Origin of the sequence: Salinirubellus litoreus (assembly GCF_037335815.1) — an archaeon.
GTDB lineage: Archaea > Halobacteriota > Halobacteria > Halobacteriales > Haloarculaceae > Salinirubellus > Salinirubellus litoreus.
The window spans coordinates 3942820-3956912 of sequence record NZ_CP147841.1 but is presented as its reverse complement, the minus strand read 5'-3'; the positions used below and the strand labels follow the sequence as shown (position 1 = coordinate 3956912).

The 14093-nt window shown below is 69.9% G+C and carries 14 protein-coding genes; 6 read left to right on the top strand and 8 right to left on the bottom strand.

Annotated features, from left to right (window positions below; all coding sequences use genetic code 11):
- The first annotated feature begins 6 nt into the window (after nt 1-6).
- Nucleotides 7-1179 carry an FAD-dependent oxidoreductase gene (locus tag WDJ58_RS19775; RefSeq protein WP_338915028.1) on the top strand — a complete coding sequence of 391 codons (1173 nt, stop codon included), beginning with the start codon at nt 7-9 and terminating at the stop codon, nt 1177-1179.
- Nucleotides 1180-1235: 56 nt separating this feature from the next.
- Here WDJ58_RS19775 and WDJ58_RS19770 read toward each other — a convergent pair whose 3' ends face one another.
- The gene (locus tag WDJ58_RS19770; protein WP_338915027.1) at nt 1236-1481 is read right to left on the bottom strand and encodes a DUF7123 family protein; all 246 of its coding nucleotides are present in this window, start codon (nt 1479-1481) and stop codon (nt 1236-1238) included.
- A 133-nt stretch (nt 1482-1614) separates the two neighbouring features.
- Between WDJ58_RS19770 and WDJ58_RS19765 the strand changes: the two genes are divergently transcribed.
- On the top strand, nt 1615-2007 hold the full coding sequence (locus WDJ58_RS19765; protein WP_338915026.1) for a hypothetical protein: 393 nt from the start codon (nt 1615-1617) through the stop codon (nt 2005-2007).
- A 78-nt stretch (nt 2008-2085) separates the two neighbouring features.
- On the top strand, nt 2086-2802 hold the full coding sequence (locus tag WDJ58_RS19760; RefSeq protein WP_338915025.1) for a creatininase family protein: 717 nt from the start codon (nt 2086-2088) through the stop codon (nt 2800-2802).
- 269 nt (nt 2803-3071) lie between these two features.
- On the opposite strand, the gene lysS is transcribed toward WDJ58_RS19760, so the two are convergent.
- Entirely contained in the window at nt 3072-4721 is a 1650-nt protein-coding gene (gene lysS / locus WDJ58_RS19755) for a lysine--tRNA ligase (protein ID WP_338915024.1), read from the bottom strand.
- Nucleotides 4718-5416, bottom strand: a complete 699-nt coding sequence (gene pyrH / locus WDJ58_RS19750; protein ID WP_338915023.1) for a UMP kinase — start codon at nt 5414-5416, stop codon at nt 4718-4720. The genes lysS and pyrH overlap by 4 nt, the downstream gene beginning before the upstream one ends.
- Before the next feature lie 129 nt (nt 5417-5545).
- On the opposite strand from pyrH, the gene WDJ58_RS19745 reads away from it, so the two are divergent.
- The 3 genes from WDJ58_RS19745 to WDJ58_RS19735 all read left to right on the top strand — a co-directional run bounded on the left by WDJ58_RS19745 (nt 5546) and on the right by WDJ58_RS19735 (nt 8347).
- Nucleotides 5546-6340: a molybdopterin synthase gene (locus WDJ58_RS19745; RefSeq protein WP_338915022.1), complete on the top strand. Its 795-nt coding sequence runs from the start codon at nt 5546-5548 to the stop codon at nt 6338-6340.
- Nucleotides 6341-6610: 270 nt separating this feature from the next.
- Nucleotides 6611-6862 (top strand): DUF7123 family protein, encoded by a 252-nt coding sequence (locus tag WDJ58_RS19740; RefSeq protein WP_338915021.1) that lies wholly within the window; start codon nt 6611-6613, stop codon nt 6860-6862.
- A gap of 318 nt (nt 6863-7180) precedes the next feature.
- Nucleotides 7181-8347: a site-2 protease family protein gene (locus WDJ58_RS19735; RefSeq protein WP_338915020.1), complete on the top strand. Its 1167-nt coding sequence runs from the start codon at nt 7181-7183 to the stop codon at nt 8345-8347.
- A gap of 174 nt (nt 8348-8521) precedes the next feature.
- On the opposite strand, the gene WDJ58_RS19730 is transcribed toward WDJ58_RS19735, so the two are convergent.
- From WDJ58_RS19730 to WDJ58_RS19710, 5 genes are all read right to left on the bottom strand, one after another.
- Entirely contained in the window at nt 8522-9952 is a 1431-nt protein-coding gene (locus WDJ58_RS19730; protein WP_338915019.1) for a PAS domain-containing sensor histidine kinase, read from the bottom strand.
- A 300-nt stretch (nt 9953-10252) separates the two neighbouring features.
- Nucleotides 10253-11347, bottom strand: a complete 1095-nt coding sequence (cofG, locus tag WDJ58_RS19725; protein WP_338915018.1) for a 7,8-didemethyl-8-hydroxy-5-deazariboflavin synthase subunit CofG — start codon at nt 11345-11347, stop codon at nt 10253-10255.
- An 89-nt stretch (nt 11348-11436) separates the two neighbouring features.
- The gene (gene cofC / locus WDJ58_RS19720) at nt 11437-12051 is read right to left on the bottom strand and encodes a 2-phospho-L-lactate guanylyltransferase (protein WP_338915017.1); all 615 of its coding nucleotides are present in this window, start codon (nt 12049-12051) and stop codon (nt 11437-11439) included.
- Between the two features lie 11 nt (nt 12052-12062).
- Complete coding sequence (locus WDJ58_RS19715; RefSeq protein WP_338915016.1) at nt 12063-12824, bottom strand: hypothetical protein; 762 nt, start codon at nt 12822-12824, stop codon at nt 12063-12065.
- A complete protein-coding gene (locus WDJ58_RS19710; RefSeq protein ID WP_338915015.1) occupies nt 12802-13983 on the bottom strand; it encodes a tubulin/FtsZ family protein in 1182 nt (393 codons plus the stop codon). The genes WDJ58_RS19715 and WDJ58_RS19710 overlap by 23 nt, the downstream gene beginning before the upstream one ends.
- Nucleotides 13984-14093: the final 110 nt, after the last annotated feature.

Genomic DNA, 14093 nt, shown 5'->3' with positions numbered 1-14093 from the left:
AGATCCGTGCCCGACCGCACCCCCTCCGCGGAGGACGATCCCCCCGCGACCGACGGTCGACAGGTGCTCGTCGTCGGCGACGGACTCGTCGGGCTGAGCGCCGCCGCCTTCCTCTCCCGGCGCGGTCTCGATCCGACGGTCGTCGCGGGCCCGGCCGACCGCCCGGCGGGACAGGAGGCCGTCGAACGATGCGTCGTACTCTGGCCGTCCGCGGTCGCCCTGCTCGCCGAGATCGGGGTGATCGCCGAGGTGGCCCCCGCCTCGGTCGAGATCGGAACGTGGCTCGTCTCCAGCCGGGAGGGGACGGTTCTCGACCGGCTGGAGACGGCTCACGGGGGGAGCGACGACCACCCATTCCTCGCTGTCGACCGGCGTCGGCTCGGCCGGGTGCTCCGCGACCGGCTCCGCACGAACAGCGTCCGGGTGACGAAGCGCCCGCGGCGGCTCCGGTCCGACGGCGGGTTCCCCGAGGTCGAGTTCGAGGACGGCGTCAGCGAGCGATTCGACCTCGTGGTCGGCGCGGACGGGAGCGACTCGTGGGTCAGGGCGGCCGGGTTCCCGACGCCGAACCCGGGGCACCGGGGGACGACGACCTGGTCGTTCCGGGCCGACGGTGCGGGAGAGCCCGGGACCGTCGGGGAGGCGTGGGGTGCGGACGCGATGGTCGCGCTCGTCCCCACCGCGTCGGGCACCTGCGGACGGCTCGTGACGACGACCGACGAGGCCGTCGCCGCCGCGGAGGCGCTCGCCCGCTTCGAGCGGGACGGACACCCGGTCACCCGGGCGCTCGATCCACCGGGACCCGACGGACTCGTCGGCTCGGTCGATCGGGTGGTCCGCCCCGACGCGTGGGTGAGCGGACGGCTCGCGCTGGTCGGTGACGCGGCCCGCTCGCTGCCGCCCTGCTCGCTCGCCCTCTCGCTGGCCGTCGAGGACACCCACGTGCTCGCCGAGGAGCTGGCCGCCACCGGGTGTCCGGCGGCGCTCGAACGCTACGAACACCGACGGCGGGGGCGACTCCAGCGACTCGACCGCCGGCTCTCGGCCGACGGGACTGGTCGTCACCCTCTCACCGCGGCAGGGTTCCCCGATCTCCTCGAACTGCGGCTCGCGCTACTGCGCTCCTCGTTCGCGCGGCGGCCGTCCCCCTCCGGAGTGTCGTCGACGGAGCGGCGCTGAGCCCGCGTCGGCGTTCCCCGCGCCCGGATCAGTCCTCGGTCCTCAGTCCTCGGTCCTCAGTCCTCGGAACGGGTGACCCGCCACGTCGTCGCGTTCGTGTACGCCCATCGCTCGATGTCGATCCCCGTCGCCGACCCCTGGAGCCGGTCGACGAGCGTCCCGATCTGCGAGGGCGTCATGTCGAGGTCGTCGGCGACGAACTTCGACTTGAAGTAGAACTCGCCGTCCTCGGTCCGCTCGCGCAGGTAGCGGCGGAGCCGTCGTTCGTCCCCCTTCGCTCCGGTCCGGGCTTCCGACGTCATGGCTCCGACTGCGACCCGGGTACACAACACGGTATCGTAGCCTCAAACGCCCGTTTCACTCACGCCGACCCGGTTCCGTGACCCGGCCCGTGAAGGGCGGAAACGTTTACCACGCGAGTCCGTACGTGGATACATGCCACGGAGAGAACTACCGGAGACGACGTCGACCGAGCGGGCGGCGCTACACGAGCTCCAGCTCGGGGGCGAGCACGTCCAGCGGGCGTACGGCCACCTGCTCGCCTTTCACCACCAGGTCGGGCGGGCGATGGACCGGTACGCGGCTGCCGAGCCTCACCTCCGCGAGGCGGGCCACAGGGCGTTCGCCGACGAGATACGCGACCACCACCTCCCGGCGGGCGTCGTCGACGACCGGTGGTCCTACGAGCTCGTCGAGGCGTTCGAGCGAGGGTTCCTCGCGGAGACGACCGGGTTCGAACGGCGCGTCCGCGACCACCTCGCGGAGGGGGTCGGCCACGTCACCGAGCGCGAACAGCAGCGCGAGTGGCGCGACCGGGCACAGCGGTAGTTCCGCCGGGGGGCGGCCCGGGGGAGAGCGAGGGCGAGGGTGAGAACCATTCAAGCCGCCGGGCGCTCTCGACCATCCATGCGCCTGGACGAGCAGTCCTGGACCGACGCGCGGGACGCCGACACGCGCCTCGCGCTGCTCCCGGTCGGGAGCACCGAACAGCACGGCCCGCACGCCCCGCTCGGGGTCGACTCCATGACCGCCGAGGCGATCGCGGGGAGGGCTGTCGACCGATACGAGGCGGAGAACGACGAGCGGGTGGTCGTCGCGCCGCCCGTCCCCGTCGGGGTCGCCGAGGAGCACCGCGCGTTCGACGGGAGCCTCTGGGTCACCGAGGACACCCTCCGGGCGTACGTGGGCGACGTCCTCCGGTCGCTCGCGGGCCACGGGTTCGACCGCACGGTGGTCGTGAACGGCCACGGCGGGAACACCGACGCGCTCCGGGAGATCTGTGCTCGTGTCACCCGTGACGGCGACTGCCGGGCCGTCGCGTTCACCTGGTTCGACGACCTCGACACCGACCTCCCGCTGGGTCACGGCGGCCCCGTCGAGACGAGCGCGATGCTCGCCCTGCGCCCGGATCTCGTCCACGAGGACCGCTTTCCGGAGGCCGCCGAGGGAGGTGCCGGGTCGTTCGGCCGGTTCGTCGCCGGGACGAACGTCGCCTACGACTTCGACGAGTTCAGCGAGAGCGGGAACGTCGGCGATCCGACGCCGGCGACCGCCGAGGAGGGCGAGCGACTCCTGGCGGGCGCTGCCGAGAGCGTGTGCGCGGTGCTCGACGCGATACGGTAGTCGCCGGGCGCCACCGTACGAGCGGCTCGTTCGTCCACCGGGACTCGGCGTCCACCCCGTTCCGCACAGGAGGCCTTCGCTACGCTCAGGCCTCCCTGCTCGTGGCTTCGCCGCTCGCCGGACCGAGGGCTTCCCTCCGGTCAGCCCTCGCGTCGCTCACGGCTCACTCCGTTCGCCGTTCGCACAATAGGAGACGTTCACTTCGTTCACGCCCCCCTGCTCGCGGATCGCGCTGCTCCCCGCTCGCCACACCGAGGCGTTCACTTCGTTCACGCCTCGCGCCGCAACCGCTTCAGCACGAACGCCCTGTCGAGGGCAGCGAGGAACGGCCCGAGCCGCGGACCCTCGTCCGTATCAAGGAACAGCCGATAGCCCGCCGTGAAGAACGTACCCACGTCGACGTCGTGTCGACGGGCGGTCTCGTAGATCTCGCCCTGCAGGGTCTCGTCGTCGGGGGATTCGCACTCGATGAACGCCGCGAGGTCGTCGAGCGCCGCCTCGACGTTTCCGTCGAACTCGACGTCCGGGAGCGACTCGGCGAGTTCGTAGTTGTACTCGTTGTCCGTCCGCTCGGCCCACGTCCGGGCGAGCTCTATCCTGCCGAGCGCCGCCTCGCGGGCCCACTCCGGCGCGTCGGGCGGGAGGTGACCGGCGCGCTCGGCCATCGTCACCCTGAGGTCGGCCTCGTCGGTCATCCCGAGCACCGCGGCGTAGGTGTAGGGGATGCGGACCCGTCCCTCTCGGACCTCCTCGACGACGAACGGGTAGACCCGCTCGGCGAGCGCCGTCTCCTTTTCCGTACCGTCCTCCTCGCCGAAGTGGAGCCGTTCCGCTCGATCGAACTCGTCGACGAGCTGGTCGAGCCGCTCGATCGAGAAGTCGCGGGCCTTCTTCGGGTCCTTGGCGAAGAAGTACCGGAGCACCTCGGGCTCGATCAGCGAGAGCACCTCCGAGACGAGGATCACGTTCCCCTCGCTCGAGCTGAACGGCTCGCCGTCCAGCGTGAACCACTCGTAGACCATCGGGAGCGGGGCGTCGATCCCCAGTAACTCCTCGGCGATGTGCTCGCCCGAGACCCAGGACCCCTCGGCGTGGTCCTTGCCGAACGGCTCGAAGTCGACGTCGAGGACCTGCCACTGGGCGGGCCACTCGAACCGCCACGGGAGCTTCCCCTCGCGGAACGTCGCCGTCCCCCGATGCCCGCACCCCTCGATCACCCGGTCGCCGGCGGTCATGTCCGTACACTCGTACTCGACCGTTTCGCTACCGAGATCGACCGAGAGGACGGCCTCGGTGATCTTCCCGCAGCTCTCGCAGATCGGGTTGAACGGGACGTAGTCCGAGTCGACCTTGTCCTGGTAGTTCGCAAGTATCTCCCTCGCGTCCTTGCGGTGTTCGAGGACGTGCCGGACGACGTCGTCGAACTGCCCGGATTCGTAGAGTTCGGTCGTCGAGACCACCTCGATGGGGACGTCGAGCAGTTCCGCCGACCGCTCGATGAGGTCCGTGAAGTGCGCGCCGTAGGAGTCGGCCTCCCCGAACGGGTCCGGAATCGAGGTGTAGGGGTGGCCGAGGTTCCGGCCGAGCGCGCCCGCGTCGACCTCGCCGAGACCGACGAGGTTCCCCTCGGCGTCGGCGAGTTTCCGGGGGAGCTTCCGGAGAGGGTCGCGGTCGTCGGCGGTGAACACCTGCCGGACCTCGTGGCCCCGCTCGCGGAGCACCTCGGCGACGAAGTAGCCACGGAGCACCTCGTTCATGTTCCCGAGGTGAGGAACGCCGGAGGGGGAGATGCCGCCCTTGATGACGATCGGTTCGTCGGGATCGCGGGCCTCGATGGCATCGGCGACGGCGTCCGCCCAGAAGGCGCGCCGGTGTTCGGTCTCGTTGAGCGTGTGCGGCGAGGTGGGTCGGAACGTCATGCTGAGCCGTCCGGACGGATCTCGGTCCCCTCGAACTCGCCGGTCTCGACCGCCTCTCGGACCCGGTCCGGATCGGATCCGTCGAGCACGTACGTTCGGGTCCCGGACCGCTGGAGGAGCTTCGCGGCCAGGAGGTCGATCGGTGCACTCGATCCGGCCGAGCCGAGCGACTCGCCCGCCGCGATCAACGAGACGAGATCGGTCGCGCTCAGCTCCTCGTACCGCGTCGCGTCCGCCTCCGCGTTCGGGTCGGCGTCGAACACCCCCGGGACGCTCGTGGCGTAGACGAGCAGATCCGCCTCGGCGTACTCGGCCAGCATGGCACCCACGGCGTCGGTGGTCTGACCGGGGACGATCCCGCCCATCACGACGAGTTCGCCGCGGGAGAGGGCCGCGGATGCGGGTTCGTACGCCTCGAACGGTGTCGGGTTCGCGCGGTCGTCCAGCGCCGCGAGGAGGAGCCGCGCGTTCAGCCGCGTCACCTCGATACCGAGCTGGTCGAGCTGTCCCTCGTTCGCACCGACCTCGCGGGCCGTGCCGATGTACTCGCGGGCGACCCCACCGCCGCCGACCACCGCCGCGACCTCGTGTCCGGCGTCGACGAGCGCCGTGAGACACGCCGCGTACTCCCGGACCCGGTCGGCGCGCAGGTTCGGCGCGAGGACGCTCCCGCCGACGGAGACGACGACTCTCATTGGAACGGTGTAGCTGGGGGCCCCGTTTAACGGTTCTCAAAGGGTGACGCCGGTCCGCACGGACGACCGATCACTCGCGAGACCGCTTGCGAGCGACACCTACAAGCGCCGGCGGGCGCTGGTTCGGATATGCGAACGCTCGGCATCGTCGGTCCCGACTCGGGGGAGTTCGCCGATCGACTCGTCGACCGGCTGGACGGCCGCGTGGCGCTCATTAGAGGGGAGCAGACGGGTGACGGCGCGACCGACGGCGGGGTGGCCACCCGACGTGAGGGCGCGGCGACCACCTACGACCTCGGCCCCGACGGGTGGCACGCGAGCGGCGAACCGGCGACGCTCGACGAGGTACTCGATCGACTCGCACCCGACCACGACTACGCGATCGTGCTCGACCGCCCCGAGGCGCGGCTCGTACAGGTCGCCGTCGAGTCGACGGAGGCGGCCGACCACGACCTGGTGGTCGACCCCGGCGAGGATCTCGAACCGGTCCTCGACCTCCTGGAGGGCGTCGAACCCCACGAAACCCTGGAGTCGCTCGTCGCACGGGTGAAACGCTCCCCGCGTGCGGACCGCGCGGGGGCAATCGCCACGTTCACCGGGCGGGTGCGGTCGAAGGACGGCGAGGACGACGCGCCGACCGAGTACCTCGAGTTCGAGAAGTACGAGGGGGTGGCCGAACGCCGGATGCGCGACCTGGAAGCCGAACTGGAGGAGTGCGACGGCGTCCTCGACGTCCTCATGCACCACCGGACGGGCGTGATCCCGGACGGGGAGGACATCGTCTTCGTGGTGGTGCTCGCGGGACACCGACGCGAGGCGTTTCGGACCGTCGAGGACGGCATCGACCGGCTGAAGGAGGAGGTCCCGATCTTCAAGAAGGAGGTCACGACCGAGGAGACGTTCTGGGTCCACGAACGCGAGTGACCAGCACCGCGCGCGGCGCGACCAACACCGCCGACGACCGGTGAGGACCACCCTAACGTCGCCCGATTGTCGAGGGCTACCGGTCGTTCTCGCCAGTCGAGAACGCACCCAATACACTCTCATATCCCTTTGTGAAAGGTCTAAAGACTTCTGAGCCCTTCGTGAAAGGAACCTTTCACGCCGGTTTTCGGTCGAAATCTCTCGAATCGGCGGCAAGGTTCGTCGCTATATATGGGGTTCCAGGGGGTAGGGAAGATCGAGGTGTCACAGATGAGCGCGATACAGCAACCCTCCACCGAGACGACGCCCGAGGACAAGGAAGGCCGACTGCTCTCGTACCTGCGCGAGCGGGCTACGGATGGCGAGATCTACTTCAAGTCGAAGTTCATCGCCGACGAGGTCGACCTCTCGCCGAAGGAGATCGGCGCGCTGATGGTCAAGCTCCGCGACTCCGCGACCGATCTCGAGATCGAGAAGTGGTCGTACACGTCGGCGACGACGTGGCGCGTCGAGCCCGTCTGACCCCGCACGCATCGCCTGTCGGGTCCCCGCCCGGCACCTCGTCTCCCCGACGACGGGGAGCGAACGGGGGATGGGGAAGCACCCTCACTCACCGTATCGTCCCTGAACGACCCCGAACCGCTCTCTCCTTACCCGCCGCGTCCGATTCCGGGCGTGGCTCCCTACCCCGCCGGACGGATACTCGCTGGATTCGAGCGGGATACCGCGAGACCCCGCCGCCCGTTCCGCCCGAGACGCCCCCTCACCCCTGCTTCGATCGACGAACCCGGCAGGAGCGTGTCCGGGGATTTATTTCCGCCCACCGCTTCCGGTCGGGTGATGGATCCCCGCGAGCCGCCGGTCGAGGGGCCACCGGCGGAGTCGTTCGCTTCGGTGTTCGACGTGGCGGAGACGCGACACGACGGCGACCGTCTCGTCTACGTCGGCGAGCCGCGAGTCGGTCCGGACGTCCTCGAGCGGGAGGTGTGGCCCCTGTTCCGCGAACACGGCTACGAGGTCCGGCTCACGACGGTCACGGAGTCCCGGGCCGACCCGATCACGGGACTGGAGATCGAGAACACGCGACACGCCCTCGTCGCGGAGCCCCGGGCGGTCGGGCTCGACGGGATTCCGTGGCTGAACGTCGTCACGTTCCTCCTGACGGTCCTGACGACGCTGCTCGCCGGCACGATGTGGTACTACGAGCCGGTGAGCGATCCGCTAGATCTGCTCGCCGGCTGGCCGTTCGCGCTCGCCGTGATGGGCGTGCTCGGCGTCCACGAACTGGGCCACTACGTCCTCTCGCGGTACCACGACGTCGAGGCCTCGCTCCCCTACTTCATCCCCGTCCCGACGTTCATCGGGACGCTCGGGGCGGTCATCCGGATGAAGGGGCGCATCCCCGACCGGAGGGCCCTGTTCGACATCGGCGTGGCCGGGCCGCTGGCGGGGCTCCTCGCCACCGTCGTCGTCACGGTGATCGGACTCTACCTCCCGCCGATCGAGGTCCCGCAAGCGGTCCTCGACGACCCGAACGCGATCAACATCGAGTTCGGCTTCCCGCCGCTCCTGCTGCTCATCTCGGAGCTGACCGGCCGACCGCTCAGCTACGCCGACCCGTCACTCGCGGTGAACCCGGTCGTGTTCGGCGGCTGGATCGGGATGTTCGTCACGTTCCTGAACCTCATCCCCGTCGGTCAGCTCGACGGCGGCCACCTCGTCCGGGCGATGGCGGGCCGTCGCCAGGAGACGCTCGCCGCGCTCGTCCCCCTGGGGCTGTTCGGGCTCTCGGCGTACCTCTACTTCGTCCAGCAGATGGACCTCCGGGACTCCGTGCTCATCTGGACGTTCTGGGGGCTCATCTCGCTGGGACTCGCCCGGGCCGGGCCCGCGACGCCCATCTACGACGAGCCGCTCGATCGAAAGCGGATGGCCGTCGGCGTCCTCACGTTCGTCCTCGGTGCCCTCTGCTTCACTCCGGTGCCGTTCGAACTCCTGAGCGTCTGAGAGGGGTCGTCACCGTTCGTCGGCCCGGAACGAGCGACGAGAGCCCGGGAGGAACCTCGGCGTCCGGGGACCGGAGATCGACTGCCGACGAACTCCTCCCGGGATCGACAGTCGACAAAGGGTGAACGGACACGGATCAAACGCCGAACCGTCGAATCGGGACGCCGGTCGGCGCTACGCCCGGTTCAGCTCGATACTGAAGACCGTTCCGCGGGGCTCGTTCTCGGAGGTGCGTACCTCCCCGCCGTACCGCGAGACGAGTTCGTCGACGAGGTAGAGCCCGAGACCGGTACCGTCGCTGTCGAGCCCCTTCTCGCCGCGTTCGAACATCGACGTCTCTCCGGGGGTGAGCCCCGGCCCGTCGTCGGCGACGTGGACCGTCACCGTCCGGTCGGTCGTCTCCACCCGGACGAGGACCGTCGGGGCGTCGGTGTCGTTGTGCTGGACGGCGTTCGTGAGGACGTTCCCGAGGACGCTCGAGAGCATCTCGTTCGCCTCCACCGCGACGTCGGGGTCCGGGAGCTCCCCCTCGACCCGGAACTGGGCGTGGGGGTACATCTCGCGGTGTTTGGTGAGTTCCGCGGAGAGCACGTCTCGAACCGACACCGGTTCGAGCGGGACCTCCCCGTCGGTCGAGAGCACGTCGATGACGTCCTTGCCCGTCTCGGTCAGCTGGAGGGCGTCCCTGCCGGTCCGCTGGATCCGGGCGAGCAGCTCCAGCGACTCCTCGTCGTCGAGGCGCTCCTCGAGGAGCTCGGCCCACCCGAGCACGACGCTCACGTCGTTGCGGACGTCGTGTCGGAGGATACGGTTGAGCACCTCGAACTGCCGGTTGGCCGACTCCAGATCCCGCTCTCGCTCCCGGCGGTGGGTCACGTCCTCGAAGGCGACGACCACGCGCCCGACCTCCCCGTCGGCGTGGGTGTGCGGAACGGCGTTGACCGAGAGCCAGAGACGGGAGCCGTCGGGCTGCTCGACACCGTGTTCGGCACCGAAGACCGGCTCGCCCGTCTCGAACACGCGGCTGACCGGAAACGCGTCCTCCCCGTCGAGCGGATCGCCGGACTCGTCGAACAGGTTCCAGTCGGGGTGGTCGTACGTCCGCTCGGTTATCTCGTCCGCGGCGACGCCGAGCAGCGTCTCCGCGCGGCCGTTCGCCCGCACGATGTGTCCGTCGGCGTCGATGATCAGGAGCGCGACCGGCGTCGTCTCGAAGACGCGCTCGAGCAGTGACTTCTCCCGGCGGAGGTCGGCCTCGATCCGCCGCCGATCGGTGATGTCCCGGAAGTAGACCGAGAGGCCCGATTCGGAGGGGAACGCCCGGACCTCGAACCAGCTGTCGAGCGGCTCGTAGTACGACTCGAACGTCTCGGGCTCGCCGGTCTCGACGGCCCTGTGATAGGCGTCGTAGAACGCCGTTCCGACCGCCCCCGGGAACGACGCCCAGAGCTCCTCGCCGACGAGTTCCTCCGCACTCGCGTCGAGGAGTTCCTCGCCCGCGGGGTTCATGTACGTGACGTGCCAGTCCCGGTCGACCACGAAGAACCCGTCGCTGACGCGGTCGAGGGCGTCCTCGGGAAGCCTCGTGTCCTCTTTCCGTTCCATCCGTGATCGCTCCTGTGTACCGTCGTGCGGGAGGACTGACCGCTCGTCCATGAGAGCCGAACGGGCCGACCGACTTTGTTAACGAGGGGCTAAGAGCCCTCCGACGGAGCGTTCTCGCCGGTGCGTGCGGCGGGGTCGAGTGGAGGGTAACCCTGCATCGGTCGGACGGCCGGACGAGGTCGGCTGTCCCGCCTCCCGCCGAAGGGTGCAGCGCGAACCGAGCAGAAGCGGGCCCGACCGTCGCGCGAGCCGGTCGAACCGACCACGTGATCGCGGCTCGCGACGGGATCGCCCGCCCGTCTAATCCGCCAGCACCGACCGGTACCGGGAGCCGGCGTCGTCGTCGGCGTCGATAGCGCCCCGGATCCGGGGGCTCACCCACTCGCGCGTCCGGTCGTCGAGGAATCGCTCGTACACCGGTAACCGCTCGCGGAGGGGGACACCTGCCTCCGAGGCGATGGACTCGAGTTCGCGGAGCGCGGGCCACTCGTAGTCCGGGTTTACGTGATCGACGGTCACCGGCGAGACGCCGCCGAGGTCGTCGACGCCGCAGTCGAGCAGCTCCCGGACGGGCGCGAGGTTCGGCGGCGACTGGACCGACACCTCGTCGGGGAGGACCGCGCGCGCCATCGCGGTCGTCCGGCGCATCGTCTCCAGCGCCGGTTTCGGGTCCGACCACCGCTCGTTGGGCGACACCGGCTGGACGATGACCTCCTGGACGTGGCCGTACCGCTCGTGGAGTTCGCGGAGGGCGAGCAGCGAGATCGCCCGGTCGCGGGGCTCCTCGCCGATCCCCACCAGGATGCCAGTAGTGAACGGAACGCCGAGTTCCCCCGCGTTTCGTATCGTAGCGAGGCGCTGGCCCGGCGACTTCCCGCGGGGGCCGTCGTGAGCCCGCACCTCGGCGGTGGTCTCGAGCATCACGCCCATCGAGGCGTTCAGGTCCGCGACGATCGACATCTGCTCGCGGGTCTGGTCGCCCGGGTTCGAGTGGGGGAGCAGCCCCGCGTCCAGCGCGATCTCACAGGCCTCACGCAGGTAGCTGTGGATCGAGTCGTGGCCCCACTCGTCGAGCTGGTCGTGGATCTCGGTGTAGCGGTCGTCGGGGTCGTCGCCGAACGTGAACAGCGCCTCCGTACAGCCCGCGTCGGCCCCGCGCTCGACGATCTCCCGTATCTCCTCGGGCGAGAGCAGCGACGCCTGCCCCGGCGGGTCGTAGTAGGTGCAGTACGTACAGGTGTACCGGCAGGCGGTCGTCAGGGGAACGAACACGTTCCTGGCGAAGGTGAGTTCGGGGGCGGCCGGGACGTCCCCGGGATCGACCGCCAGCGCGGCCTCGACGTCGGCCTCCCGGACGTCGATCTCCAGCCCGTACGCCTCGGCACCCGGAATCACGCACGGGGCTCCGGTACGGGGGGACAAAAGCGTTGGCTCCGGCGGCCGGGGCGTCGATCGATCGACGCCACGCTCGACTCCTTGTGGGGTCAGGATCGCCGCGCGACGACCCGTTCCGTGGTCCCCTCGACGGCCACCTCGAACCCCCGCTCGGCGAGCCAGGAGCCCGCAGCCCCGTCGGGCGCGTGGAGCAACACCTCCACGAGGTCGGCCGGCGCGTCGACGTCCGTCGAGAGCCGGAAGGAGTCGACCGTCGCCGTCGACGCGCCGGCCGACTCGGCGATGCGCCGGTGATCCCGGTAGGACGCCCCGTGGTAGTCGACGCGGAACGCGGGGTCGCGGGCGACCAGCGCGTTCGTGCCGCCGCCCCGACCGGGGACGAGCGTCACGTCGCCTCCCGCGGCGAACAGCCGTTCGAGGCTCGCGGGCGTCGCCAGCGCGAGGTCCGCCATCACCACCGCCGTCGGCACGTCGTCGAGTCTGGCGTTCACCGCGGCCGTGAGCGGGCGGTCGTCGATCGCCACTCGTGCCCCACAGTCGACCGGCGCTGTCGCGAGCACGACCGGCTCGGCCGGCGTCGGCGCGAGCCCCCCGAGCACGTCCTCGAGCATCGCGCGGGCGAACGCGCCCCGCTCCTCGGCGTCGAGCAGCGGGTCGAGCCGCGTCTTCGGGGTCGTGGCGTCGAACGGGACGATGGTGCGCATTCGGAACGGGGTCAGCCCAGGGGGTCCCCCGGCCCCGACTGCGAGCGGAGGTAGAGCACGCCGCCCGCGACGAGCGCGAGGACGACCACGACGCCCACGCCGATGAGAGCGAGTCGCAGGGTCCGGCTCGACTGCTGGGCGTTCCGTGCGGTGCTCTCGGCGTCGCTCGCGAGGTCGCTCGCGAGGCCGAACTCGCCGCTCTCGAACGCCTGGATCGCGCGGTTCAGCTGGTCGCGTGCTTCCTGGCTCCCGGCACCCGAGACGACCGGTTCGGCCTCCTCGATGGCCTGCCGGGCCTCCTGGGACGACTGTGTGTAGTGGTGGACCCGCCAGGTGTCGACGACGTTGACGTTGTCGCCGACGATCTTCGAGAGCCGGGCGAACTCGAAGCGCTGTGGCGGATCGTAGCTGAACTCCCGGACGTCCGGAGCCCGCCCGCGGACGACGACCTCGACCCGCTCGACGTTCTCGGCGGCGGAGACAGTCGTCTCGAACGTCCGCCCGGTGAACGTCTGGGAGCTGGTGTCGCCGTTCAGTGTCACCATCCGGACCGTCCACGTCGCGTTCGTGAGCCGGGTCCGCCCCCGGAGCGTCCACTCGTCGGTGCCGTCCTCGTAGAGGTCCTGGAGGGTGATCGTGGCCTGCGCCTCCTCGCCGACGCGCTGCTGGTCGGGGACCGCCGAGGAGTCCGCGGTGATAGCCGCCACCGGGGTGGCGAGCGAGACCAGTACCAGGAGGGAGAGGAGCGTCCTAGAAAAGCGGCTCCAGTTCATCCTCGTCGTCTTCGACCAACCGCCGTAAGTTCGCTTCGCTTTGGTCGCGGAGGTCGTCGATGTTCTCCTGGGCCTCGATGGCCACCTGCTGGAGCTCCTTGATCCGTGGGACGTTCGTCACACCGGAGAGGAGGACGACGCCCGCGACGTAGTTCGAACTCGAGACGGGGTAGTCTCCGCCACGGACCTCCATCGAGCCGGTCTGCTCCTCGAGCCACTTGCGGCCGCGCTCGATGCCCTTCCGGTTCAGGTACTTCGGCGGCCCGGACATCACGAGCAGCGCGCGCTCGGTCCCGGCGACCTCACACGGGACGGTGAGCCGGCCGAGCGTCGCCTTCCGGACGAGGCTCGTGACCCTGTTGGTGGTGGTGGCGGCGTCGATCTCCTCCTCCTGTCCGTTGCCGGTGAACCGCGAGAGCAACCCCTTCTTCCGCTCGTCGCGCTGGAGCTCCTCGCGGGCGTACCCGACCGTCGAGATGCCACCACTCGCGAGCGTGTTGATGATCTCGGAGGAGTCGACGACGGACTCGGCGACCTCGCCGCCGCGTTTGACTTCCCCCGCCCCGAACAGGATGCCGAAGCGTCGGACGATCTCCTCGTTGATCGCCCCGTAGCCCGACTCCATCGACTCGCCCGCCTTCCGCCAGGCGTCGTTGTCGAACACGAGGAGGTTGTCGACCTCCCGGACGAACGTCTGGAACGACCGGGCGGCGTTCAGCGTGTAGATCCCGCCCTCGTCGCTCCCGGGCAGGATCCCCAGCCCGTACACCGGTTCGGTGTAGATGCGCTTCAGGTGCTTGGCGAGAACGGGCGCGCCGCCCGAGCCGGTCCCGCCGCCCATCCCCGCGATGATGAGGAACGCGTCGACCTCGTGGACGGGGATGTTGTCGATGGCACCCTGTATCTCGTCGATGTCCTCCTCGGCCACCTCCGCGCCGAGTTCGTTGTCCGCGCCGACGCCGTGCCCCTTCACCCGCGCCTGGCCGATGAGCACCCGCTGGTCCTCCGGGACCCGCTTCAGCCCCATGAGGTCGGCCTTGGCGGTGTTGACCGCGACCGCGGCCCGGACGATGTTGCTCCCGGTCCGTTCGTCGTACTCGAGGAACTTGTCGAGTACCTTCCCGCCGGCCTGGCCGAAGCCGATCATTGCCAGTTTCATTACCCAGTCACTTGATCTCACACTGTTCCGTGCGCTTGATAAGTTTTCGCCTCGGTAGCCGCCTGAGCCGTCGGATCGTGGAACCTCCGTCAGCCGCCCGTCGGACGGTT

What these genes read in the sequence shown, in the direction of transcription:
- WDJ58_RS19770 (WP_338915027.1), bottom strand. Translation starts at nt 1,481, where the DNA reads ATGACGTCGGAAGCCCGGACCGGAGCGAAGGGGGACGAACGACGGCTC.
- WDJ58_RS19765 (WP_338915026.1), top strand. Translation starts at nt 1,615, where the DNA reads ATGCCACGGAGAGAACTACCGGAGACGACGTCGACCGAGCGGGCGGCG.
- WDJ58_RS19760 (WP_338915025.1), top strand. Translation starts at nt 2,086, where the DNA reads ATGCGCCTGGACGAGCAGTCCTGGACCGACGCGCGGGACGCCGACACG.
- lysS (WP_338915024.1), bottom strand. Translation starts at nt 4,721, where the DNA reads ATGACGTTCCGACCCACCTCGCCGCACACGCTCAACGAGACCGAACAC.
- pyrH (WP_338915023.1), bottom strand. Translation starts at nt 5,416, where the DNA reads ATGAGAGTCGTCGTCTCCGTCGGCGGGAGCGTCCTCGCGCCGAACCTG.
- WDJ58_RS19745 (WP_338915022.1), top strand. Translation starts at nt 5,546, where the DNA reads ATGCGAACGCTCGGCATCGTCGGTCCCGACTCGGGGGAGTTCGCCGAT.
- WDJ58_RS19740 (WP_338915021.1), top strand. Translation starts at nt 6,611, where the DNA reads ATGAGCGCGATACAGCAACCCTCCACCGAGACGACGCCCGAGGACAAG.
- WDJ58_RS19735 (WP_338915020.1), top strand. Translation starts at nt 7,181, where the DNA reads ATGGATCCCCGCGAGCCGCCGGTCGAGGGGCCACCGGCGGAGTCGTTC.
- WDJ58_RS19730 (WP_338915019.1), bottom strand. Translation starts at nt 9,952, where the DNA reads ATGGAACGGAAAGAGGACACGAGGCTTCCCGAGGACGCCCTCGACCGC.
- cofC (WP_338915017.1), bottom strand. Translation starts at nt 12,051, where the DNA reads ATGCGCACCATCGTCCCGTTCGACGCCACGACCCCGAAGACGCGGCTC.
- WDJ58_RS19715 (WP_338915016.1), bottom strand. Translation starts at nt 12,824, where the DNA reads ATGAACTGGAGCCGCTTTTCTAGGACGCTCCTCTCCCTCCTGGTACTG.
- WDJ58_RS19710 (WP_338915015.1), bottom strand. Translation starts at nt 13,983, where the DNA reads ATGAAACTGGCAATGATCGGCTTCGGCCAGGCCGGCGGGAAGGTACTC.